Annotated in this window: 20 protein-coding genes and 2 tRNA genes; 13 read left to right on the top strand and 9 right to left on the bottom strand. The window is 61.9% G+C overall.

Annotated features, from left to right (window positions below):
• Window positions 1-13 precede the first annotated feature (13 nt).
• The 6 genes from ABID37_RS14265 (at window position 14) to ABID37_RS14240 (ending at window position 5,080) form a co-directional block, all read left to right on the top strand.
• The gene (locus ABID37_RS14265) at window positions 14-778 is read left to right on the top strand and encodes an SDR family oxidoreductase (protein WP_354195844.1); all 765 of its coding nucleotides are present in this window, start codon (window positions 14-16) and stop codon (window positions 776-778) included.
• On the top strand, window positions 775-2,802 hold the full coding sequence (gene uvrC / locus ABID37_RS14260) for an excinuclease ABC subunit UvrC (protein ID WP_354195842.1): 2,028 nt from the start codon (window positions 775-777) through the stop codon (window positions 2,800-2,802). Before ABID37_RS14265 ends, uvrC begins: the two co-directional genes overlap by 4 nt.
• Window positions 2,803-2,928: 126 nt before the next feature.
• On the top strand, window positions 2,929-3,525 hold the full coding sequence (gene pgsA, locus ABID37_RS14255; RefSeq protein ID WP_354195840.1) for a CDP-diacylglycerol--glycerol-3-phosphate 3-phosphatidyltransferase: 597 nt from the start codon (window positions 2,929-2,931) through the stop codon (window positions 3,523-3,525).
• 4 nt (window positions 3,526-3,529) lie between these two features.
• On the top strand, window positions 3,530-3,781 hold the full coding sequence (gene moaD, locus ABID37_RS14250) for a molybdopterin converting factor subunit 1 (protein ID WP_354195838.1): 252 nt from the start codon (window positions 3,530-3,532) through the stop codon (window positions 3,779-3,781).
• Between the two features lie 5 nt (window positions 3,782-3,786).
• The gene (locus ABID37_RS14245; protein WP_354195836.1) at window positions 3,787-4,254 is read left to right on the top strand and encodes a molybdenum cofactor biosynthesis protein MoaE; all 468 of its coding nucleotides are present in this window, start codon (window positions 3,787-3,789) and stop codon (window positions 4,252-4,254) included.
• The gene (locus ABID37_RS14240; protein ID WP_354195835.1) at window positions 4,175-5,080 is read left to right on the top strand and encodes a YbaY family lipoprotein; all 906 of its coding nucleotides are present in this window, start codon (window positions 4,175-4,177) and stop codon (window positions 5,078-5,080) included. The genes ABID37_RS14245 and ABID37_RS14240 overlap by 80 nt, the downstream gene beginning before the upstream one ends.
• Window positions 5,081-5,155: 75 nt before the next feature.
• On the opposite strand, the gene ndk is transcribed toward ABID37_RS14240, so the two are convergent.
• A complete protein-coding gene (gene ndk / locus ABID37_RS14235; RefSeq protein ID WP_354195833.1) occupies window positions 5,156-5,578 on the bottom strand; it encodes a nucleoside-diphosphate kinase in 423 nt (140 codons plus the stop codon).
• 145 nt (window positions 5,579-5,723) lie between these two features.
• On the opposite strand from ndk, the gene ABID37_RS14230 reads away from it, so the two are divergent.
• Window positions 5,724-6,236, top strand: a complete 513-nt coding sequence (locus ABID37_RS14230; protein ID WP_354195831.1) for a DinB family protein — start codon at window positions 5,724-5,726, stop codon at window positions 6,234-6,236.
• A 60-nt stretch (window positions 6,237-6,296) separates the two neighbouring features.
• The gene (locus tag ABID37_RS14225) at window positions 6,297-8,174 is read left to right on the top strand and encodes an ABC-F family ATP-binding cassette domain-containing protein (protein WP_354195829.1); all 1,878 of its coding nucleotides are present in this window, start codon (window positions 6,297-6,299) and stop codon (window positions 8,172-8,174) included.
• 4 nt (window positions 8,175-8,178) lie between these two features.
• Here ABID37_RS14225 and ABID37_RS14220 read toward each other — a convergent pair whose 3' ends face one another.
• Genes ABID37_RS14220 through purM form a run of 3 tightly spaced genes read right to left on the bottom strand, consistent with a single transcriptional unit; the run spans window position 8,179 to window position 10,488 of the window.
• On the bottom strand, window positions 8,179-8,697 hold the full coding sequence (locus ABID37_RS14220; protein WP_354195827.1) for a SixA phosphatase family protein: 519 nt from the start codon (window positions 8,695-8,697) through the stop codon (window positions 8,179-8,181).
• Window positions 8,698-8,713: 16 nt separating this feature from the next.
• Window positions 8,714-9,427, bottom strand: coding sequence for a phosphoribosylglycinamide formyltransferase (purN, locus tag ABID37_RS14215; RefSeq protein ID WP_354195825.1), 714 nt, complete (start codon window positions 9,425-9,427; stop codon window positions 8,714-8,716).
• Window positions 9,424-10,488, bottom strand: coding sequence for a phosphoribosylformylglycinamidine cyclo-ligase (gene purM, locus ABID37_RS14210; RefSeq protein ID WP_354195823.1), 1,065 nt, complete (start codon window positions 10,486-10,488; stop codon window positions 9,424-9,426). The genes purN and purM overlap by 4 nt, the downstream gene beginning before the upstream one ends.
• A 179-nt stretch (window positions 10,489-10,667) precedes the next feature.
• On the opposite strand from purM, the gene ABID37_RS14205 reads away from it, so the two are divergent.
• The 5 genes from ABID37_RS14205 (at window position 10,668) to ABID37_RS14185 (ending at window position 16,581) form a co-directional block, all read left to right on the top strand.
• Window positions 10,668-11,222, top strand: a complete 555-nt coding sequence (locus ABID37_RS14205; protein WP_354195821.1) for a CDP-alcohol phosphatidyltransferase family protein — start codon at window positions 10,668-10,670, stop codon at window positions 11,220-11,222.
• Entirely contained in the window at window positions 11,197-12,363 is a 1,167-nt protein-coding gene (locus tag ABID37_RS14200; protein ID WP_354195819.1) for an AI-2E family transporter, read from the top strand. Before ABID37_RS14205 ends, ABID37_RS14200 begins: the two co-directional genes overlap by 26 nt.
• 20 nt (window positions 12,364-12,383) lie before the next feature.
• The gene (gene hdaA, locus ABID37_RS14195; protein WP_354195817.1) at window positions 12,384-13,073 is read left to right on the top strand and encodes a DnaA regulatory inactivator HdaA; all 690 of its coding nucleotides are present in this window, start codon (window positions 12,384-12,386) and stop codon (window positions 13,071-13,073) included.
• 281 nt (window positions 13,074-13,354) lie between these two features.
• Window positions 13,355-14,857 carry an alanine/glycine:cation symporter family protein gene (locus ABID37_RS14190; protein WP_354195815.1) on the top strand — a complete coding sequence of 501 codons (1,503 nt, stop codon included), beginning with the start codon at window positions 13,355-13,357 and terminating at the stop codon, window positions 14,855-14,857.
• A gap of 185 nt (window positions 14,858-15,042) precedes the next feature.
• Entirely contained in the window at window positions 15,043-16,581 is a 1,539-nt protein-coding gene (locus ABID37_RS14185) for a glycosyltransferase family 2 protein (RefSeq protein ID WP_354195813.1), read from the top strand.
• A gap of 161 nt (window positions 16,582-16,742) precedes the next feature.
• On the opposite strand, the gene ABID37_RS14180 is transcribed toward ABID37_RS14185, so the two are convergent.
• The 5 genes from ABID37_RS14180 to ABID37_RS14160 all read right to left on the bottom strand — a co-directional run bounded on the left by ABID37_RS14180 (window position 16,743) and on the right by ABID37_RS14160 (window position 19,991).
• A complete protein-coding gene (locus ABID37_RS14180; protein ID WP_354195811.1) occupies window positions 16,743-17,696 on the bottom strand; it encodes a glycosyltransferase in 954 nt (317 codons plus the stop codon).
• 447 nt (window positions 17,697-18,143) lie between these two features.
• Window positions 18,144-18,220 (bottom strand) — tRNA-Arg (locus ABID37_RS14175).
• A 49-nt stretch (window positions 18,221-18,269) separates the two neighbouring features.
• A complete protein-coding gene (locus ABID37_RS14170; protein WP_354195809.1) occupies window positions 18,270-18,575 on the bottom strand; it encodes an ETC complex I subunit in 306 nt (101 codons plus the stop codon).
• A 111-nt stretch (window positions 18,576-18,686) separates the two neighbouring features.
• A tRNA-Pro gene (locus tag ABID37_RS14165) sits at window positions 18,687-18,763 on the bottom strand.
• Between the two features lie 55 nt (window positions 18,764-18,818).
• Window positions 18,819-19,991: a cystathionine beta-lyase gene (locus ABID37_RS14160; RefSeq protein ID WP_354195807.1), complete on the bottom strand. Its 1,173-nt coding sequence runs from the start codon at window positions 19,989-19,991 to the stop codon at window positions 18,819-18,821.
• Window positions 19,992-20,297 lie beyond the last annotated feature (306 nt).

The following is a 20,297-nucleotide window of genomic DNA, read 5'->3' as shown; positions in this document are numbered from 1 at the left end:
TGGGAATCGATAGATGAGCGAGGCGGCCGCAACAGCGCTGGTAACCGGGGGGGCGAAACGAATCGGTCGCGCCATCGTGGAGGACCTGTGCGCCCATGGCTTTGCCGTCGCCATCCACGGCCACAATTCCTCGCCCGAAGCTTTCGAACTGGCGGCGCAGATCAATGCCCAGGGCGGTACAGCGGAAGTCTTCGATGGCGATCTGACCGACATGGGCGAAGCCGGATCCCTGATGGAACGCGTGGCGAAGGCGCTTGGGCCGGTGAGGCTGCTGGTCAACAACGCCTCGCTGTTCGAGGATGATTCGGTCCTCGACTTCGACTGGCAGGGCTGGGATGCGCATTTCTCGATCCACCTGAAGGCGCCCGTGCTCCTGGCGCGCGATATGGCGGAAGGATTGCCCGCAGGAGCCGACGGGCTGGTGGTCAACATTATCGACCAGCGGGTGTGGCGGCTTTCGCCGCGCTACTTCTCCTATACGCTTTCCAAATCTGCCCTGTGGACCGCCACGCGCACCATGGCGCAGGCCCTTGCGCCGCGCATCCGCGTCAATGCCATCGGCCCGGGCCCGACGCTGCGCAATGCGCGCCAGGACGAGGCTGATTTCCGCAAGCAGGTGGATGCCCTGCTGCTGCAAAGGGGGCCGGAACTCTCCGAATTCGGCGCCACGATCCGCTATCTGTGGCAGGTGCGTTCCGTCACCGGCCAGATGATCGCGCTTGACGGCGGCCAGCACCTGGCGTGGCAGACGCCGGACATCGCGGGTGTCGTGGAATGAACGCGGTGAGGCGAAACGGAAGGCCGGGCGGCAGCCTCGAAGACATGCCAGACACGGAACTGGAAGAGGTGGCGGAGGAGTCGGCGGCCCCTCTGCCGGAGGTTTCGTTCACCGGCATCGATCTCGATCGTGACGGCGAGGAAGGTGAAAGCAAAACCGGGGCGCAGGTGATCCAGGCGCTGGTCAAACGCCTGCCAAATGCGCCCGGCGTCTACCGCATGATGAATGCGGCCGGCGATGTGCTCTATGTCGGCAAGGCCCGCAGCCTGAAGAAGCGCGTGACACAGTATGCGCAAGGCCGTTTCCACACCAACCGCATCGGCCGCATGGTGCGCGAAACGGCGCGCATGGAATTCGTCGTCACCCGCACGGAGACAGAAGCTCTGCTTCTTGAAGCAAATCTTATCAAGAGGTTGCGCCCACGCTTTAACGTGTTGATGCGGGACGACAAGTCGTTTCCCTACATTCTGCTGACGGCGGATCATCCCTCTCCGGGGATCTACAAGCACCGTGGTGCGCGCTCGCGAAAGGGCGATTATTACGGCCCCTTTGCCTCGGCACAGGCGGTCGGCCGCACCATCAACTCGTTGCAGCGGGCCTTCCTTCTTCGAAGCTGCACCGATTCCTTCTACGAGAATCGCACGCGCCCCTGCCTGCTTTTCCAGATCAAGCGCTGTGCCGCCCCCTGTACCGGCGAGATTTCGCACGAGGATTATGCGGCGCTGGTTGCCGAGGCGAAGGATTTCCTCTCCGGCCGCAGCCAGAAGGTTAAGGAGGAGATATCGCAGGCGATGCAGCGCGCGTCCGACAATCTCGATTTCGAGCATGCCGCCATCTACCGGGACAGGCTTGCCGCGCTTTCCCACGTCCAGAGCCATCAGGGCATCAATCCGCAGTCGGTGGAGGAGGCGGACGTCTTCGCCATCCATCAGGAGGGCGGGCAGAACTGCATCCAGGTGTTCTTCTTCCGCACCGGTCAGAACTGGGGCAACCGCGCCTACTTCCCCAAGGCCGACCCGGCGCTGGAGGCGGGTGAGGTGCTGGGCTCGTTCCTTGCCCAGTTCTATGACGACAAGCCGACGCCGCGCGCCGTCCTGCTTTCCCACGATATCGAGGAGAGGGAACTTCTGGCCGAGGCGCTGAGCGCGCGGGCGGGGCGCAAGATCGCCGTTTCCGTGCCGGCGCGCGGCGAAAAGAAGGACCTGACCGATCACGCCCTGCAGAATGCGCGCGAGGCGCTGGGGCGGCGCCTTGCCGAAACCTCCACCCAGGCGCGGCTGCTGGAAGGTTTTGCGGCCACTTTCGGGCTCGACAAGGCGCCGACGCGCATCGAGGTCTACGACAACTCCCACATCATGGGCACCAATGCGGTTGGCGCCATGATCGTGGCCGGGCCGGAAGGCTTCGTGAAGAACCAGTACCGCAAGTTCAACATCCGCTCGACCACCATCACGCCGGGCGACGATTTCGGCATGATGCGCGAGGTGATGGAGCGGCGGTTCTCACGCCTGCTCAAGGAGCATGGCGAGGAGGACGCCGCCGAGGTCGAGGATACGCACGGCTTTCCTGCCTGGCCGGATGTCATCCTGATCGACGGCGGGCAGGGGCAGATGACGGCGGTGCGCCAGATCCTCGCCGATCTCGGGATCGAGGATCGTGTCGTCGCCATCGGCGTCGCCAAGGGGCAGGATCGCGAGGCGGGCCGCGAGCGCTTCTTTGCACAGGGCAGGAACCCGTTCACTCTGCCGGTGCGCGACCCGGTGCTCTATTTCGTGCAGCGGTTGCGCGACGAGGCCCATCGCTTCGCCATCGGTTCGCACCGGGCGCGGCGCAAGAAGGAGATGGTGCGCAACCCGCTGGACGAGATTGCCGGCGTCGGGCCTACGCGCAAGCGGGCATTGCTTCACCATTTCGGCACAGCCAAGGCGGTGAGCCGCGCCGCCATGGACGACCTGATGGAAGTAGAGGGCATTTCCGAGCGGGTCGCGCGGCTGGTTTATGACCACTTCCACGATAATGGCTGAGCCACAGTGCCGGAATCGTCATTGTTTTGCCGCGTTGACGGCTTTCGACAGTTGCCCCGGTGACCGCCTTCTGATTTGACTATGGTCAATCCGATCCGATTTGCCTGCGACGAGTACTTTTCAAAAATGGCCAGCCCAGCTTTCAACCTGCCGAACATGCTGACCTATGCCCGCATATTGGCGGTGCCGCTGGTCGTCCTGTGCTTCTATCTCGAGGGGCATCTCAAATCGAGCGACTTCGCCCGCTGGTCGGCGCTGGCGGTTTTCCTCGCCGCCAGCATCACCGACTATTTCGACGGCTACTTCGCCCGCGCCTGGAAGCAGACTTCCAATATCGGCCGCATGCTCGATCCGATCGCCGATAAGCTGCTGGTGGCGACCTGCCTTCTGCTTCTTGCCGCTGATACGGATCACCGCGGTGGCATCGCCGGCTGGTCGCTGTGGGCGGCCATCATCATCCTGTGCCGCGAGATCCTGGTTTCGGGCCTGCGCGAATATCTGGCTGCGCTGAAGGTGAGCGTGCCGGTGACACAGCTCGCAAAGTGGAAAACCACCATCCAGATGGTCTCCATCGCCTTCCTGCTGGCGGGGCCGGCGGGCGACAAGATCTTCCCCTACACGACGCTGACCGGGCTGGTGCTGCTTTGGATCGCGGCCATCGTGACCCTATATACGGGCTATGATTACTTCAGGGCCGGCCTGAAGCACATTGTCGACGAGTAGGGCGATGAAGCTCATCTATTTCGCCTGGGTGCGCGAACGCATCGGCAAGCCGCAGGAAGACCTCGATCTGCCGGCCGATGTGGTGACCGTCTCGGATCTGCTGAAATGGCTGAGGCAGCGCGGCGAGGAATATGAAAACGCCTTGCAGCATCCCGAGGTGATCCGCGTGGCGATCAATCAGGAACATGTCGGCCATGGCGAGAAGATCGCCGGCGCCAGCGAGATCGCCCTGTTTCCACCGATGACCGGCGGTTGACGGCCATGGCCGACGTCGAGCCGGACATCCGCATCCAGGCCGCCGATTTCGACGTGGCCGAAGAGATCGCCCGGTTGACGAAGGGGCGCAAGGACATCGGTGCGGTCGTCACCTTCACCGGCCTGTGCCGCGACGAGGCCGGGCGGCTGTCGGCGCTGGAACTCGAGCACTATCCCGGCATGGCCGAGGCCGAGATCAGGCGCATCGCCGCCGAGGCCTGCACCTGCTGGCCACTGCAGGGCCTCACCGCCATTCATCGCCATGGCAAACTGAACCCCGGCGACAACATCGTGCTGGTCGTCACCGCCTCCAGCCACCGGCAGGCCGCGTTCGAGGCTGCCACCTTCGTCATGGATTTCCTGAAATCGCGCGCGCCTTTCTGGAAGAAGGAGCATGGCGCGGACGGCTCCGAAGGCGATTGGGTCGAGGCCAAGGAGGCCGACGAACTGGCAATCTCCGGTTGGAAGAGATAACCTTGGGTCAACCGCAGATTTTGCGCTGCGTCATGGTTTTTCCTCAATCCTGCTGCGCTGTGGGACACCGAAACGAGGACAGAAGATGCTGAAAAAACTCATTTTGTTGGGTCTGGTGCCTGTTGCCGGCCTTGTGGCCATGAACGGGCCGTCTCTCGCGGCGGAGATGGTGCTCAAAGGCGAGGTCACCTATCGCGAGCGCATGGCGCTGCCCGACAATGCGGTGGTGTCGGTCGAACTGGCGGATGTGTCGCTTGCCGACGCGCCGGCGGCCGTGATCGGCAAGCAGGAGATTTCGCCTTCGGGACAGGTGCCGGTGCACTTTGAAATCAAGTTCGACGATTCGGTCATCAAGCCGAACATGACCTATGCGCTTCAGGCGCGCATCACCGTCGACAACCAGCTTTGGTTCATCAACGACACGCGCCATGAAGTCGATCCGCGGACGACAGAGGCCCAGACCGTGCTGGTGAAGCGTGTTGCCCAGGAAAGCACCGATGCGCTCCACGACATCGAGTGGAAGCTGACCTTCATGGACGGGTTTGACGACTTGCCGGAAAACCCTGCGACCTTGACCCTCGGTCAGGATGGCCGCGCCCACGGCAAGGGGCCGTGCAACGGCTATTTCGCCGGCGTGAAGATCGAAGGCGAAGCCATTTCCTTCAGCCAGGTCGGCGCGACCCAGATGGTCTGCGAGCAGAAGCGGATGGAAGCCGAGCAAGCCTTCTTCCAGGCGTTGGGCAAGGTCGCCAGCCACGCTACGGCCGAGGACAAGCTGGTGCTGAGCGACACAGACGGCAAGGAATTGCTGCATTTTACCAGATAAAGCAGATAACGCATTGATCAGACAATAAAAAAGCCGGGGACATGCCCCGGCTTTTTTCGTTGCGGCAGCTTTCGCTCAGCCGACGATCTCGGTGTCGGAGAACCAGTACCTGATTTCCTGCGCCGCGGTTTCCGGGGCGTCGGAGCCGTGCACGGAATTCTCGCCGATCGACAGGGCGAAGGTCTTGCGGATGGTGCCCTCGGCGGCGTCGGCCGGGTTGGTCGCGCCCATCACTTCGCGGTTCTTGGCGATGGCGTTGTCGCCTTCCAGAACCTGCACCACGGTCGGGCCGGAGGACATGGATTCGACCAACTCGCCGAAGAAGGGGCGCTCCTTGTGCACGGCATAGAAGCCCTCGGCTTCGCGGCGGCTCATCCACACGCGGCGGGAAGCGACGACGCGCAGGCCGGCATCCTCGAGCATCTTGGTGATGGCGCCGGTCAGGTTGCGGCGGGTGGCATCCGGCTTGATCATGGAAAAGGTGCGTTCGAGCGCCATGGGTGGTCCTTCTGATTTTGGGATTGCTGTGTGGCGCGCTCTATACAGGCCGCCCGGCCTATTGCCAAGGGGAGGCCGCAACAGGGGTTGGCGATGGGAAGCCGCAGCGCTAGACCTCTTTCGGCAAAGCGGCGGGAGAAAGCGGATGAAGCGCCATTTCATGATGTTTGCAGCCTACAACCGGTGGGCCAATACGCGCATCTATGATGCGGCGGCCGATCTCACCGATGACGAGTTCCGCCGTGATGTCGGCGCCGCGTTCGGCTCGATGATGGGCACGCTCAACCATGTGCTCGTCGCCGACCGTATCTGGATGAAGCGCTTTACGGGCGACGGCGATGCACCCACGCAACTGGATACGATCCTCCACAAGGACCTGCCGGAACTGCGGGCGGCGCGCGAAGCCGAGGACAGGCGCATTTCCGGCTGGGTTGAAAACCTGGGGGCCGAGGACCTGGCGGGCCGTTTCACCTACATCACCGTGACCGACATGCGCACCATTTCGCAGCGGCTTTCGCCGGCGCTCGGCCATTTCTTCAACCACCAGACCCACCATCGCGGACAGGCGCACACGATCCTGACGATGCTCGGGCGGCAATCGGTGGTGCTGGACCTCGTCTATTTCCAGCGCACGGAAGAGGGCAGGGCCTACGCCTGATCGCTTGGCCCATGCTTTCGGCCTTGCCTTCGGCGTGCCGGCAGGCCAAAACGCGCGACCATGTTGATCATAAACGACCTTTCGCTGCGGATTGCCGGGCGCCTGCTGCTCGACCATGCCTCGCTCACCCTCCCGGCCGGGACCAAGGCCGGCCTTGTCGGGCGCAACGGTACCGGCAAGACCACGCTGTTTCGCGCCATCACCGGCGACATGCCTTCGGAAACGGGATCGATCAGCCTGCCCAAGGGGCTGCGCATCGGACAGGTGGCACAGGAGGCGCCGGGCACCGAGGAGCCGCTGATCGATATCGTGCTCAAGGCCGACAAGGAGCGCGCAGCCCTGCTGGAGGAAGAGAAGACGGCGACCGATCCGCATCGCATCGCCGAAATCCATATCCGCCTGGCAGATATCGACGCTCATTCCGCCGAAGCGCGCGCCGCCACCATCCTGTCGGGCCTGGGTTTCGACGAGGAAGCGCAGAAGCGCCCCGCCTCGTCCTTCTCCGGCGGCTGGCGCATGCGCGTGGCGCTGGCGGCGGTGCTGTTCTCGGAGCCCGATCTGCTGCTTCTGGACGAGCCGACCAACTATCTCGACCTCGAAGGCACGCTGTGGCTCGAAACCTATGTGGCGAAATATCCCCACACCGTGCTGCTCATCAGCCACGACCGTGACCTGCTCAACCGCGCCGTCAATTCCATCGTGCATCTCGACGGCAAGAAGCTCACCTTCTGGCGCGGCGGCTATGATCAGTTCGAGCGCCAGCTTGCCGAGCAGCGGGAGTTGCAGGAAAAGAGCCGAACCAAGCAGGAGGCGCATCGCAAGCACCTGCAATCCTTCATCGACCGTTTTCGCGCCAAGGCCTCCAAAGCCAGGCAGGCGCAGTCGCGCATCAAGGCGCTGGAGCGCATGAAGCCGATCGGCGCGGTTCTGGACGAAAGCGTGCGGCCGTTCTCCTTCCCCGAGCCGCAAAAGACCGTGGCGTCGCCCATCGTGGCGCTGTCGGGCGTCGATGTCGGCTACCAACCCGGCAAGCCGGTGCTGAAGCGCATGACCCTGCGCATCGACAACGATGACCGCATCGCGCTGCTGGGCGCCAACGGCAACGGCAAGTCCACCTTCGCCAAGCTGCTGGCCGGGCGCCTCACCGCGGAGACCGGGACGATCACCGTTGCGCCGGGCCTGAAGACCTCGATCTTCGCCCAGCACCAGCTCGACGATCTGCGGCCGGAAGAGAATGCCTATGAGCATGTGCGGCGGCTGATGCCGGACGCGCCGGAATCGAAGGTGCGGGCGCGTGTCGCCCAGTTCGGCCTCTCGACCGAGAAGATGAACACCGCTGCCAAGGACCTTTCGGGCGGCGAGAAGGCGCGGCTGCTGATGGGGCTTGCCGCCTTCGAGGGCCCCAATCTGTTCATTCTCGACGAGCCGACCAACCACCTCGACATCGACAGCCGCGAAGCGCTGATCCATGCGCTGAACGACTTTCCGGGCGCGGTGATCCTCATCAGCCACGACCGCCACCTGCTTGAAGCGACGGCCGATCGCCTGTGGCTGGTCAAGGACGGGGCGGTTCATCCCTATGACGGCGACCTTGACGACTACAAGACGCTGGTGACGGGCCAGCCGGCGGACCGCCGCGACAGGCGCGAGGCGGAGAAGGCGTCCAAGGCGGATCGCCGGCGCGAGGCCGCCCAGCGGCGCGCCGCGCTGGAACCTCTGGCCAAGCAGATCAGGGCCACTGAAGGCCTGATGGACCGGCTGCGCAAGCGCATCGACCTGATCGAGGACGAATTGGGAGATCCCGCGCTTTACGAAAAGGACGCCGCCAAGGCCACGAAACTGGCCAAGGAGCGCTCCGACCTCGTCACGCAACTAAGCGGGCAGGAAGAGCGCTGGCTGGAAATGTCGGCCGAATATGAGGAGGGCATCGCCGAGTAAGGCGTCAGCCCAGATCGCGCGGCCGGATGAAATCCGAGAGGCGGGCCGAGCCGGCGCAAAGCTCCGGCCAGCCCGTCGCGACCTCGAATCGGGCCAGCGCGGCGGTCGGGAACTTGGCCTTGAGGCGTTCAAGGGCGGCAGGGTCGGTTCCCGGTCCCGCAAGGTCGCGGGCAAGCATTTCGAGGCCCGGATTGTGGCCGACGACGAGCAGGCAGCGCACATCGGCGGAAACCTGCCGGATCTCACCCAGAATGTCGCGGGGCGCCGCTTCATAGATCGCTTCGGTGAATGCCGCGGCAGAGGTTCCGGCGGGCCATTGCCCGGAGACCAGTTCGTACGTCTGGCGTGTCCGGACTGCAGCTGATACCAGTGCGAAATCGGGAAGCCAGCCGCGCTCTGCCATTTCCCTGCCGATCAGCGGGGCGGCTTGCCTGCCGCGCGGCGCTAGAGGGCGCTCGAAATCGGCAAGCGCAGGATCGTCCCAGCTCGATTTGGCGTGACGCAGCAACAGGAGCTGGCGCATTGCCGCATCCGGCCGGTCAGGGGGTAAAGCGGGCCAGGGCTTCGAGGTCGACCTCGTCGCGCAGGTCGGCAGGCGAGAACAGGGTCGTGTCCGGGTTCTCGACCAGTCCGTTGCCGGTGGCGAAGCAGACCTTTCCGCCGGCCATGGTCACCTTGTTCTCGGCCAGCAGCTTGAGCGCCAGCACGTAAAGGGGGTGCTCGGCCTTGAGCACACGCGCGGCAAGCGTGGCCTCGTCGTCGCCCACCAGAACCGGCACGGCAGCCTGTGCGATGATCGGCCCGTCGTCCATTTCCGGCGTGACGAAATGGACGGTGCAGCCATGCACCTTGATGCCGGCCTCCAGCGCGCGCTTGTGCGTGTCCAGCCCCTTGAAGGCCGGCAGCAGGGCAGGGTGGATGTTGATCATGCGCCCCGACCACTTTTCCACGAAACTCGTGGTCAGCAGGCGCATGTAACCGGCCAGCGCCACGATATCGGCCTTGAAGCCGGCAAGCGCGGCGTCGATGGCCTTGTCGTGGTCGGCTTTGCTGGCATGGTCGCTGCGGGCAATGGTTTGTGTCGGGATGCCGCGCGCGGCGGCGACACGCAGTCCGTGGGCATCGGCCTTGTCCGAGATGACGCCGACGATCTCCGCCGGATAGTCCGGATCGGATGCCGCCTCGATCAGCGCTGTCATGTTCGAGCCGCGCCCGGAAATCAGCACCACCGTGCGCTTGCGTGCAGTTCTCATAGGCCGATGGTCCCCCGATAGATCACGCCGGCATCGCGGCGCGGTACGATGCGGCCGATCGACGTCACCGTCTCGCCCGCTTCCTGAAGCACGGCCGCGACCTGTGCGGCCTGCCCGGACGCGACCACGATCACCATGCCGATGCCGCAATTGAAGGTGCGCATCATTTCCGTGGCTTCCACGCCGCCGGCCTCGGCCAGCCACGAGAAGACGGGCGGCACCTCGATGGTGTCGAGGTCCAGTTCGGCCGAGAAGTCCTTGGACAGCACACGCGGAATGTTTTCGGGGAAGCCGCCACCGGTGATGTGGGCCAGCGCCTTGATGCCATGGGTGCCGCGGATCGCCTTCAGCACCGGCTTCACATAGATGCGGGTCGGCTCCAGCAGCGCTTCGGCCAGCGTCTGGCCCTTGTCGAAGGGCGCGCGGTCGCTCCAGCCGAGGCCGGCCGCCGTCACGATGCGGCGCACGAGCGAGTAGCCGTTGGAATGCACGCCGGAGGAGGCAAGGCCGAGGATCACGTCGCCTTCGGCGATGTCGTTCGTCGGCAGCAACTGGTCGCGCTCGGCCGCGCCCACGGCGAAGCCGGCAAGGTCGTAGTCGTCGCCGTGATACATGCCCGGCATTTCCGCCGTCTCGCCGCCGATCAGCGCGCAGCCGGCTTCCCGGCAGCCCTTGGCGATACCGCCGACGATGGCGGCGCCCTGGTCCGGATCGAGCTTGCCGGTGGCGAGGTAATCGAGGAAGAACAGCGGTTCGGCGCCCTGCACGACGAGATCGTTCACGCACATGGCGACCAGATCGATGCCGATGGTGTCATGCTTGCCGGCATCGATGGCGATCTTGAGCTTGGTGCCGACGCCGTCATTGGCAGCCACCAGAACCGGATCGGTGAAGCCTGCGGCCTTGAGGTCGAACAACCCGCCGAATCCGCCGATCTCGCCATCGGCGCCCGGCCGGCGGGTGGCGCGCACCAGCGGCTTGATCTTTTCCACCATCAGATTGCCGGCATCGATATCGACGCCTGCTTCGGCATAAGTCAGCCCGGTCTTGCGTTCGGCCATCGCTTTCCCCTTGCTATGGCGGGCTCTTCGCATGAACGGCCCTGTCCCGCAAGGTAGCGCAGATGTGCAGGCGGATGGAACTGGGGAAAGGCATGCGCCGCAAGCTTGCGGAACCTTGTCTTCCCTTGCCGCGCCGGCCTTGCTGATCCATCTATTGCCGGTTGAATGTCGAGACCGAAGTGACCGTACCGAACCTGATCACCATATTGCGTCTCCTGCTTGTCCCTGGCGTGGTGCTGGCCATGCTGCAGGGACGCTGGGAGTGGGCGTTCGCGGGGTTCCTGGTGGCCGGCGTTTCGGACGGAGTGGACGGCTTCATCGCGCGCCAGTTCAACCAGCGCTCGCAGCTCGGCGCCTATCTCGATCCCATCGCCGACAAGACCTTGCTGGTCAGCGTGTTCGTGGTTCTGGGCTATATCGGCGAACTGCCGCTTTGGCTGGTCATTGCCGCGGTGTCGCGCGATGGGTTGATCGTCTGTGCCGTGCTTTTGTCCACGATCATCGGCAATCCGGTCGAGATGAAGCCGCTATTGGTGTCCAAGGTCAACACGGCGGTTCAGATCCTGCTGGCCTGCATCGTTCTGGCGGAACTCGCCTTCGGCATGGGCTTCGGCCCCCTCCGCCTTCTCCTGATAATCCTGTCGGGCCTCTTGACCGTGGCTTCGGCGGCAGCCTATCTCCTCGGCTGGCTTAAGCATATGAGCGGCAATGGCAAAGGCACGATCCAGAACTGATGAGGGCGCCGCCAGGGCCGAGATGTCCGTTGCGTGGCGACGGCAGGCGCTATTCTGGGGCGCCGCTGCCCTTGTGCTGGTGGCTTTCCTCTATGTGTTTTCCAGCATCCTGCTGCCGTTCGTGGCCGGCATGGCGCTGGCCTATTTCCTCGATCCGGTGGCCGACCGCTTGCAGCGGCTCGGCCTTTCGCGGCTGATGGCCACCATCGTCATCCTGTTCGCATTCATCATCGTGCTGGTGCTTGCGCTTGTGGTTCTGGTGCCGGTCCTTGCCTCGCAGATGGCGGATTTCGCCGCAAGGCTGCCCGACTACATGACCCGCTTGCAGGCGCTGGTCACCAATTTCGACCCGGAATGGCTGGAACGCCGTTTCGGGGTCGATGCGGCGGGGCTGAAGGAAGGGCTGAATTCGCTGCTGACCTCCGGCTTTGGGCTGCTGACGACGCTGTTCCAGTCGATCTGGAGCTCCGGCATGGCGCTGGTTTCCGTGGTCAGCCTGCTGGTGGTCACGCCGGTAGTGGCCTTCTACATGCTGCTCGACTGGGATCGCATGATCACCGTGGTCGATAGCTGGGTGCCGCGCGACCATGTGCAGACAGTGCGGACCATCTTTGCCGACATCAACACGGCGACGGCCGGGTTCGTGCGCGGGCAGGGCACGTTGTGCCTGGTGCTGGGCGCCATGTACGCGTTCGGCCTGACGCTAACCGGCCTCAACTTCGCCATCCTGATCGGCCTGTTCGCCGGGCTGATCAGCTTCATTCCCTATGTCGGCTCGCTGACCGGGCTGGTTCTGGCCGTCGGCGTCGCCTTCGTGCAGTTCTGGCCGGACTGGATCATGGTGGTGGCGGTGGCCTGCGTGTTCTTCGTCGGCCAGTTCATCGAGGGCAACATCCTCCAGCCCAAGCTTGTCGGCAAAAGCGTGGGCCTGCATCCGGTGTGGCTGATGTTCGCCCTGTTCGCCTTCGGCGCCCTGTTCGGCTTCGTCGGCCTGCTCATTGCCGTGCCGGCGGCAGCGGCCATCGCCGTCCTGGTGCGGTTTGCCTTGTCCCGCTATCTGGACTCCCCGCTCTATCGGGGAAACGGGGATGAAGACGCGCCCGCGGTTGCGCGCACCGGCACTTCCGGCAAGAACGACTGACGCCTTATATGGTGCAGGAAATGGACAGGCCCCGACAGTTACCGCTGGATTTCAGCCATGCTCCCGGCTACTCGCGCGACGATCTCGTCGTGTCGCCGGCCAATGAGGAGGCGGTGGCGCTGATCGACCGCTGGCCGGAATGGCCGGCGCCGGTGATGGTGCTTTCCGGTCCGACGGGAGCCGGCAAGACGCATCTGGCCGCAATCTGGCGATCCCTTTCGGGCGCGGTTTCACTGCGCGCGGACGATCTTTCGCAGACGGTCGGTTCGCTGGACGCCCGGCCGGTGCTGCTTGACGATGTCGACGGCGCGGTCATCGATGAAAACGGCCTGTTCCATCTCATCAACCACGTGCGCGCCAATGGCAGCCATCTGCTGATGACGGCCCGGCGCTTTCCCTCGGCCTGGGGCGTGCGGCTGCCTGATCTCGTTTCGCGCCTGACGGCCGCCCCGACCGTGGAGATTCACGAGCCGGACGACATGCTGCTGGCCGGCGTCATCACCAAGCTGTTCGCCGACCGCCAGATCGAAGTGGACCTTGCGGTCGTGCAATATCTGGTACGCCGTATCGAGCGCTCGCTGGCGACCGCCATTCGTGTCGTCGAAAAGCTCGACCGTATGGCGCTGGAAGAGCACAGCCGCATCACCCGTGCGCTCGCGGCCGAGGCCGTCAGCGCCATGGATGAAGGTCAGGGCGAACTGGGCTTCTGACCCTTTCGCGACTGCCGGTCGGCAGCCTTTCCCGGACATTCAGGAATATGAAGCGGAAGCCTCGACAGGCTTGTTTGCTGTTTGAAGTTCTATGGGAAATACAACCTGAAGGGGAGGGGCCGCTACCGCCAACGCGGAAATTTTTCTATAGTACAAAAGTCGAATTCCGGGCAGTGAAGAAAGTGGAAATCCGTTCTGGCCCAATCTCCGGCTGCTTGACATTGCCGGGCAAACTTGCTGACCCATCCCGCAAATTGGAATGTAGGCGGAGGATTCTGCATATGAATTTGGATGGGCTCGAACAGTTTCTGGGAGATATAGGCAGCATTGTCTGGGGGCCGTACCTGCTGATACCGCTGCTGCTCGGTACCGGTCTTTATCTGACCGTGCGCCTGAGGGGCATCCAGCTCCTGCGGCTGGGAGCTGCGTTGCGACTTGGGCTGATCAAGCGCAAGGACGATGATGCCGAGGGCGACATTTCCCAGTTCCAGGCATTGACCACCGCCATGGCTGCCACGGTTGGCACCGGCAACATCGTCGGCGTGGCGACCGCCATCGGCATCGGCGGCCCGGGCGCGCTGTTCTGGATGTGGGTGACGGCGCTGCTGGGCATGGCCTCGAAATATTCGGAAGCCTTCCTTGGCGTTCGCTTCCGGGCGACCGACGCAGCCGGCGAGAAGTCTGGCGGCCCGCAATATTATCTGGAGCGGGGCATCCCCAACGGTTTCGGCAAGTTCCTCGCCCTGGCTTTCGCGATCTTCACCGTCTGCGCCTGCTTCGGCATCGGCAACATGACCCAGGGCAACTCCATCGCCTCCAATCTGGAGCGCAGCTTCCATGTTCCCACCTGGACGACGGGGGCGGTGCTTGCGGCAATGACGATGCTCGTGCTGGTTGGCGGCATCAAGTCGATCGGCAAGGTCACCGCCGGGCTGGTGCCGGTGATGATCCTGTTCTACGTGCTGGGCGCGCTGTATATCCTTATGGTCAACATCGCCTCGGTTCCGGCCGCCTTTGTCGAGATTTTCACCTCGGCTTTCAGCGGTTCGTCGGCGGTGGGCGGCTTTGTCGGCTCGACCATCATGATCGCCGTTCAATATGGCGTGGCTCGCGGCATCTTCTCCAACGAATCCGGCATGGGTTCGGCGGCCATCGCCGCTGCCTCGGCGCAGACCACCCATCCGGTCCGGCAGGGGCTGGTGTCGATGACGCAGACCTTCATCGATACCATCATCGTGGTTTCCTGCACCGGCCTGGTCATCATCACCACCGGTGTGTGGAATTCGGTCGATCCCGAAACCGGCAAGCAGATCTCGGCGGCCATCATGACCGGCCAGGCCTTCAGCCATGGCCTGCCTGGCCAGTGGGGCCACTGGATCGTGACCATCGGCCTGGTGCTGTTCGCCTATTCGACCATTCTGGGCTGGGCCTACTATGGTGAACGCAATGTCGAGCGCCTTGTCGGCCGTGGCGGCGTGATGCCGTTCCGCGTGCTGTTCTCGCTGGTCGTGTTCTTCGGCTGCACGGTGCAGCTCGGCGTGGTCTGGAACTTCTCGGACGTCATGAACGGCCTGATGGCGATCCCCAATCTGATCGGCCTGCTGATCCTCTCGGGACTGATCGTGCGCGAGACCAGGTATTACCTGAAGCACGATCCCAAGCTTGAAGCCAGCCGTGCCGAAATCGAGGCTTTCATGAAGGGTGAGCCCGGCTGGGCCGAATGGAAAGCCAGCGAAAGCGCACCCTCCGGCGAAACGCCGCCGGCTGCGGTCCGGGTCGGATAGCACTGGCTGACATGCTCGAAACTAGAAACGGGGCCTCGATCGAGACCCCGTTTCGCTTGTATGGCGGGAGGAGACGGGCACCCCGAGGCGACAAAGCCGAAGATTGAGCGAGTTTATGTGTCGGCTCGTCTTGAAACCTGACCAACGGCTATTCTAAACACGCGGGTGGAATGAAAGGGCATCAAGTGACGAAGCTATCCCTCTTGCAGCGAATCAACGCCAATCTGCCACCACGCCTGTCCTACTCGCTTCGGAAAAGCTTCAATCACAGCACCGTTGCGAACTTTGCCACATACGACGAGTATTATATTCGTCGGTTCGGTGAACGGCGCCATGCTGGTAACGCCGATTATGCTTACGGTCTTGCCGTCGATGATTCACGAGCGGGTCAGGCGGAGCCTTCCGAAGCTCAACGCTATCGGCGATTTGCAAAAGAGTGTCTGGAAACCGGCGAGCCTGAAGCGCTCCTTGCCGCATCGTCACAGATCCCAACGCGTCTTTGGTTACATCCCACATTCCGGTTAGACTATTTCATTGCCTTGCTCTCGCTCGCAAAGTTCAAGGAAGCGAATGAATTCGCTCGGGATACCCTGATTTTGGGTGCTTTCGATCAGCGTTCGCTCCTCAGGATGCTGGGTGAGGCATATCTTCTTGAAGACAAACATCTGCTGGGATCAATTTTCGATCAAATTGCTGGCGAAACGAAGTTCAAGATGACATTGAAGGAAGAGATATTTGCCAATAATACGGCATTGAATTATCTTGGCGAGGAGGCGTGCCTCAGGCATGGCCTAAGATCACGAGGCTCCTCGGCTTCATCAGATTTGTTCCTGTTCTGGTCGAATCTGAGATTGCGGCGCGGCGATTTTGTTGGGCAGGTGACAGAGTTCAATAGGGCTCTGGCCATGCTTCAGTTGTCGGAGGTAAGCCTGAAAAATGATGACAAGGGCATCTCGGTAAAAAATCTGACCTCTGCCACGGACAAGGGATTCTGGGCTGATCCGTTGGTGAGTATAGCCATGTCGACCTTCAATTCAGAGGCAACCCTGGGGCCGGTGCTCGAAAGCCTTCTGCGCCAGACTTACAAGAACATCGAAGTGCTGGTGGTCGATGACTGCAGCAGCGATGCCACGGTCGAAATTGCAACGCTGTTTTCAAAGCGCGACCCTCGGGTGCGCGTATTCAGCCAACCGCAGAATGGTGGCACATACCGAGCCAGGAACAGGGCACTACATGAATCCAAGGGTGAATTCTTCACCTGCAACGACTCCGACGATTGGGCGCACCCAGTCAAGATCGAGGAACTGGTCGCGCCTTTGATGGCAAACCAAGAGTCTGTAGCGACAATCGGCAGCCTGCTCCGCATCAACAAGGATATCGGCATCAAGCCGCGGCAGCGCGGCTATGTCCAGGAGGATCAGTCCTCTTTATGCTACAGGCGGAGTTGGGTAGCGCAGAATCTGGGTTTCTACGAAACAGTCCCGTTCGGAGCAGATTCAGAATTCCTATCGAGATTGCGAGCGGTCGCCGGAGATGCGGTCGTAAAAATATCGAAGCCACTTCTGTTCGCCGACTGGTCCAAATCCTCGTTGACGGGTTCTCTGCGAACCGGAATAACGGATGGAGGAACAATGGCGTCGGCGCGCTGCAGATACCGCACGATGTACCGTCAACGTCACGATGCCGGCCAATTCTTTGTCACCGCGGGCGAGTCGTACGAGTAATTTACTACCGCTCTATGTCGTCGCTTGGCCAGCTTCTGAACATTTTTGGTTGCTTAAAAATGGGGAAATTCAAGGGCAACCAGCATTGCGACTATTCCCCGCTCTAACTCCCAGCAAGACTGAAACGGGAGGTGCAACACGGACTCCATCGAATAATGGCATTAGGATGATTTGCGTGCAAAGGCGATATCGTAGGCTGCCTCATATGAGTTCTTCATGACCTCGAATGAGGCGTTCTCGACGCAGTAGTCGCGACTCATGCGACCTTCCTGTTCGAGGAGTTCAGGATCGCCCAGGAGTTTGAGGATTTCATCGCGATAAGCTTCAGCGGTATAGGGAACTTGTATGCGGCCATCCGGGAAGCGGTCGTTATGAAGTTTTTGCCGGTATATTGTTGGTACGCCCTTGGCCTTCGCCTCGAATATGGCTGCACAAAAACTCTCATACTTGCTAGTGTTTATAAGTATCACTGTGTCATTAAGAGTATTCCAGTAATCCTCAACCTGGTATCCCGACATGACCTTGAATTCATAAGGCTCGGGCAGCACCGTTATGGATATAATTTCTTCTATAAGAGCATAGTTTTTGGCGGGACGATTGGCGTCACCCGCCCATAGAACATAGCGCCTCTCCCTAGGATTGGTCTCCGGACGTAGCTTTTCCGTGTCAACGCCTTGTGAAATTCTAAGATATTTATCCTTATAGTAGGGTGCGCGCTCCTCGTTGGCGTTCAGGCGGATCACAACAGCCTGATAAAACCATTCCGGAGTGTAAATCGATTCCCAGAGCTCGCCTCCGATCTTATACTCCTTCACGCCGTTGGGAGCGCGGGAGATAGGGCCAATGACATCGGGCAGAACGCCGGCTGAATAGCATATCTGAAGCCCGCTCCCGGCATCATCCACGTGGAGCACATCGTAATTTGTCGATCTCAATGTGTCGTACAATTCCCGAGGGCCTTTTATGTGCCTCCGATCAATGTGTTGCACTTCATATCGCTTGGAAAGCTCCATGCTTCGAAGGAAATTGTACGAGGTCGCAATGGAGCCGCCCCAGACCTGGTTAGTCGCCTTCACCCCGGGGCCGATAAAAAGCACCTTGCGCCTAGCCGCCATTATTCCACTCCGGTTCTATATCGACGGAAAGGTTTCCTAGTCCACCTTCGTATGCACAGTCAACGTTGCGCTTTCCTTTGCCGGTCTTCATTGGATTGAAATGCGGGACGGGCCTTTCCCGTTCCATTGCATTCGGAGCAGACGACCGTTTTTCCCGGGCAATCGTCATCGATAGTCCCATCCGGACAACTGCAGTCCGGCCAACGCGGACAATCAAAAACGCACCCGAGTCCGACGCATTTTCCGCACATAAGCATGGTGCGGTCCCCCAAACAATAATAACCCCAACTACTGCTTAGGCCAGAAGAAACCGTGCAGCAAGATTTCTGCAAGGATTTAAATTTTTAAGTGAAGCGGGAATTTTTGGCGGCTCAAATAATATTGGAGCAAAGGGTTTCTAAGAACAACTGCAAGAAAAATCCTGACAACGAAAAAAATTGCGGATACTGGCGATCCCGGCAGGATTCGAACCTGCGACCATCGGCTTAGAAGGCCGGTGCTCTATCCAGCTGAGCTACGGGACCGTCCAGCCGCCGCGCTTCATTGCGCGGGCGGCGGGAAACTCGGCTGTCGTCAGTGCGTCCAGGGCGTGCGGCGGTCATACCGGAAATTGTCGGCATAGGAGATCTGCCGGCGCTTGGGCGGATTGGGTTCTTGCACGCGGTAGGCCAGCCCTTCGCGCTCGGCATAGGCGATCGCCTCTTCCTTGCTCTGGAACCTGATCCTGATCTGGCTCTTCATGTCGCCGGACGAGGTGTAGCCCATCAAGGGGTCGATCTTGCGCGGCTGCTCTGGCTCGAACTCCAGAATCCAGTAGCCGGTCTTGGCGGTACCCGATTGCATGGCCGTCTTGGCGGGGCTGAAGATGCGCGCGGACATGGAAACCTCTTTGCTGCTCGGCTCGTCAGCCGTTGCCGACTGCTTACTGCGCAAAGCGCGCGGCGGCAAGGCCGCAAACGCCGCAGTCGGGCTTTCCGTGGCTGGTGAAGATGGTCGGAGTGGCGTGATTCGAACACGCGACCCCCTGATCCCAAATCAGGTGCGCTACCAGGCTGCGCTACACTCCGAAACCATGCTGCTGCCTATTGGTTTCGGCCTTTGATGGCAAGGGCAAAAAGTGGGCTATGCAGCGGAAGCGGCGGCTTCAAGCCCGCGCTGGATATCGGCTTTCAGGTCTTCCACATCCTCCAGCCCGATCTGGAGGCGGATGACGGGCCCTTCGTAGGGACCCTTGGCGATCGTGCGGTCTCCAAGGGACACCGGGACGGCCAGGCTTTCATATCCGCCCCACGAAAAGCCAAGCCCGAAAATCTGCAACGCATCGAGGAAGGCATGGGCCTGTTTCTGGCCGCCGCCGGCCAGCACCACGGAAAAGATGCCGGACGAGCCGGAGAAATCGCGCTTCCACAGGGCATGGTCCGGGTGGCTGGGCAGGGCAGGGTGCAGCACGCGGGCAACTCCGGGTCGGCCTTCCAGCCACTGTGCGATGTCGAGCGCGCTCTTGCTGTGATGCTCCAGCCTGACGCCCATTGTTCGCAATCCGCGCAGCACCTGGTAGACATCGTCCGGCGCGGCACAGCAGCCCAGCGTGATGAGCCCGTCATGCAGGCGCGGCCAGTGCTCCTCATTGGCCGAAACCGTGCCGAGCAGCACGTCGGAATGGCCGGCGGGATATTTGGTGGCGGCGTGGATGGAAATGTCGACGCCGTGGTCGAGCGGCCGGAAATAAAGGGGAGTGGCCCAGGTGTTGTCCATCATCACCACCGCGCCGGCTTGCTTCGCGGCCTTGGCGATGGCCGGGATGTCCTGCATCTCGAAGGTGTTCGAGGCTGGTGATTCGGTGAACACGACGCGTGTGTTGGGTCGCATCAGGGCCGAGATGCAGGCGCCGATCCGCGGATCGTAATACTCCACCTCGACACCCAGCCGCTTCAGCATGGTGTCGGCGAAATGCCGGGTGGGATGGTACACGGAATCGACGATCAGCACGTGGCTGCCGGCGTCCGAAAAGGCCAGCAGCGGAACGGTGACGGCCGCCAGGCCGGAGGGAACGACGATGGTGCCGGCAGAGCCTTCCAGTTGATCGATGGCCGTCGCCAGGGCGTCGGTGGTCGGGGTGCCGCGGGTACCGTAGGTGTACTTCTGGGCGCGGTTGACCAGCGTGGCCGAGTCCGGAAAAAGCACGGTGGAGGCATGGACGACCGGCGGATTGACGAAGCCGTGAAAATCGCGCGGATCGTTGCCGCAATGCGCAAGCCGCGTGTTGACGCCCAGTTCCATGCTGTTCTTGACCATGTGAGATCGCCCTAGAAGAAGATGAAAGAGCTTTAGAGCCGAGTGCGCCAAGGTGCAATCTTGGCGAGCCCGCCAGCCCGGGAAGTTGCGATGATCCACAGGTGTCGGCGGCGCTTCGGGCCTATGTCGTCTACCGATGGGTCGGCGGCAGTTTGTGTCGCTTTCAGGCTATTGTCGAGGCTGCCGCAAGGGAACTTTGGCGCCCGCTTTCGGGCGATTCAGCCTGAAATATCAACCCCTTCTTTCGCAGGGTGGTGAAACGCTGGCCCAATCATTCATTTTTCTTGACCTCACGAAGATTATCGC

This window comes from Aquamicrobium terrae (assembly GCF_040545735.1).
Taxonomy (GTDB): Bacteria; Pseudomonadota; Alphaproteobacteria; order Rhizobiales; family Rhizobiaceae; genus Mesorhizobium; species Mesorhizobium terrae_A.
Note: the sequence above shows the minus strand (reverse complement) of the source record. Positions and strands in the feature narration are given on the sequence as shown.

Bases quoted from the DNA above. Each gene is read 5' to 3' on its own strand.
- ABID37_RS14265 (WP_354195844.1), top strand. From the start codon at position 14: ATGAGCGAGGCGGCCGCAACAGCGCTGGTAACCGGGGGGGCGAAACGA.
- uvrC (WP_354195842.1), top strand. From the start codon at position 775: ATGAACGCGGTGAGGCGAAACGGAAGGCCGGGCGGCAGCCTCGAAGAC.
- pgsA (WP_354195840.1), top strand. From the start codon at position 2,929: ATGGCCAGCCCAGCTTTCAACCTGCCGAACATGCTGACCTATGCCCGC.
- moaD (WP_354195838.1), top strand. From the start codon at position 3,530: ATGAAGCTCATCTATTTCGCCTGGGTGCGCGAACGCATCGGCAAGCCG.
- ABID37_RS14245 (WP_354195836.1), top strand. From the start codon at position 3,787: ATGGCCGACGTCGAGCCGGACATCCGCATCCAGGCCGCCGATTTCGAC.
- ABID37_RS14240 (WP_354195835.1), top strand. From the start codon at position 4,175: ATGGCGCGGACGGCTCCGAAGGCGATTGGGTCGAGGCCAAGGAGGCCG.
- ndk (WP_354195833.1), bottom strand. From the start codon at position 5,578: ATGGCGCTCGAACGCACCTTTTCCATGATCAAGCCGGATGCCACCCGC.
- ABID37_RS14230 (WP_354195831.1), top strand. From the start codon at position 5,724: ATGAAGCGCCATTTCATGATGTTTGCAGCCTACAACCGGTGGGCCAAT.
- ABID37_RS14225 (WP_354195829.1), top strand. From the start codon at position 6,297: ATGTTGATCATAAACGACCTTTCGCTGCGGATTGCCGGGCGCCTGCTG.
- ABID37_RS14220 (WP_354195827.1), bottom strand. From the start codon at position 8,697: ATGCGCCAGCTCCTGTTGCTGCGTCACGCCAAATCGAGCTGGGACGAT.
- purN (WP_354195825.1), bottom strand. From the start codon at position 9,427: ATGAGAACTGCACGCAAGCGCACGGTGGTGCTGATTTCCGGGCGCGGC.
- purM (WP_354195823.1), bottom strand. From the start codon at position 10,488: ATGGCCGAACGCAAGACCGGGCTGACTTATGCCGAAGCAGGCGTCGAT.
- ABID37_RS14200 (WP_354195819.1), top strand. From the start codon at position 11,197: ATGGCAAAGGCACGATCCAGAACTGATGAGGGCGCCGCCAGGGCCGAG.
- hdaA (WP_354195817.1), top strand. From the start codon at position 12,384: ATGGACAGGCCCCGACAGTTACCGCTGGATTTCAGCCATGCTCCCGGC.
- ABID37_RS14190 (WP_354195815.1), top strand. From the start codon at position 13,355: ATGAATTTGGATGGGCTCGAACAGTTTCTGGGAGATATAGGCAGCATT.
- ABID37_RS14180 (WP_354195811.1), bottom strand. From the start codon at position 17,696: ATGGCGGCTAGGCGCAAGGTGCTTTTTATCGGCCCCGGGGTGAAGGCG.
- ABID37_RS14170 (WP_354195809.1), bottom strand. From the start codon at position 18,575: ATGTCCGCGCGCATCTTCAGCCCCGCCAAGACGGCCATGCAATCGGGT.
- ABID37_RS14160 (WP_354195807.1), bottom strand. From the start codon at position 19,991: ATGGTCAAGAACAGCATGGAACTGGGCGTCAACACGCGGCTTGCGCAT.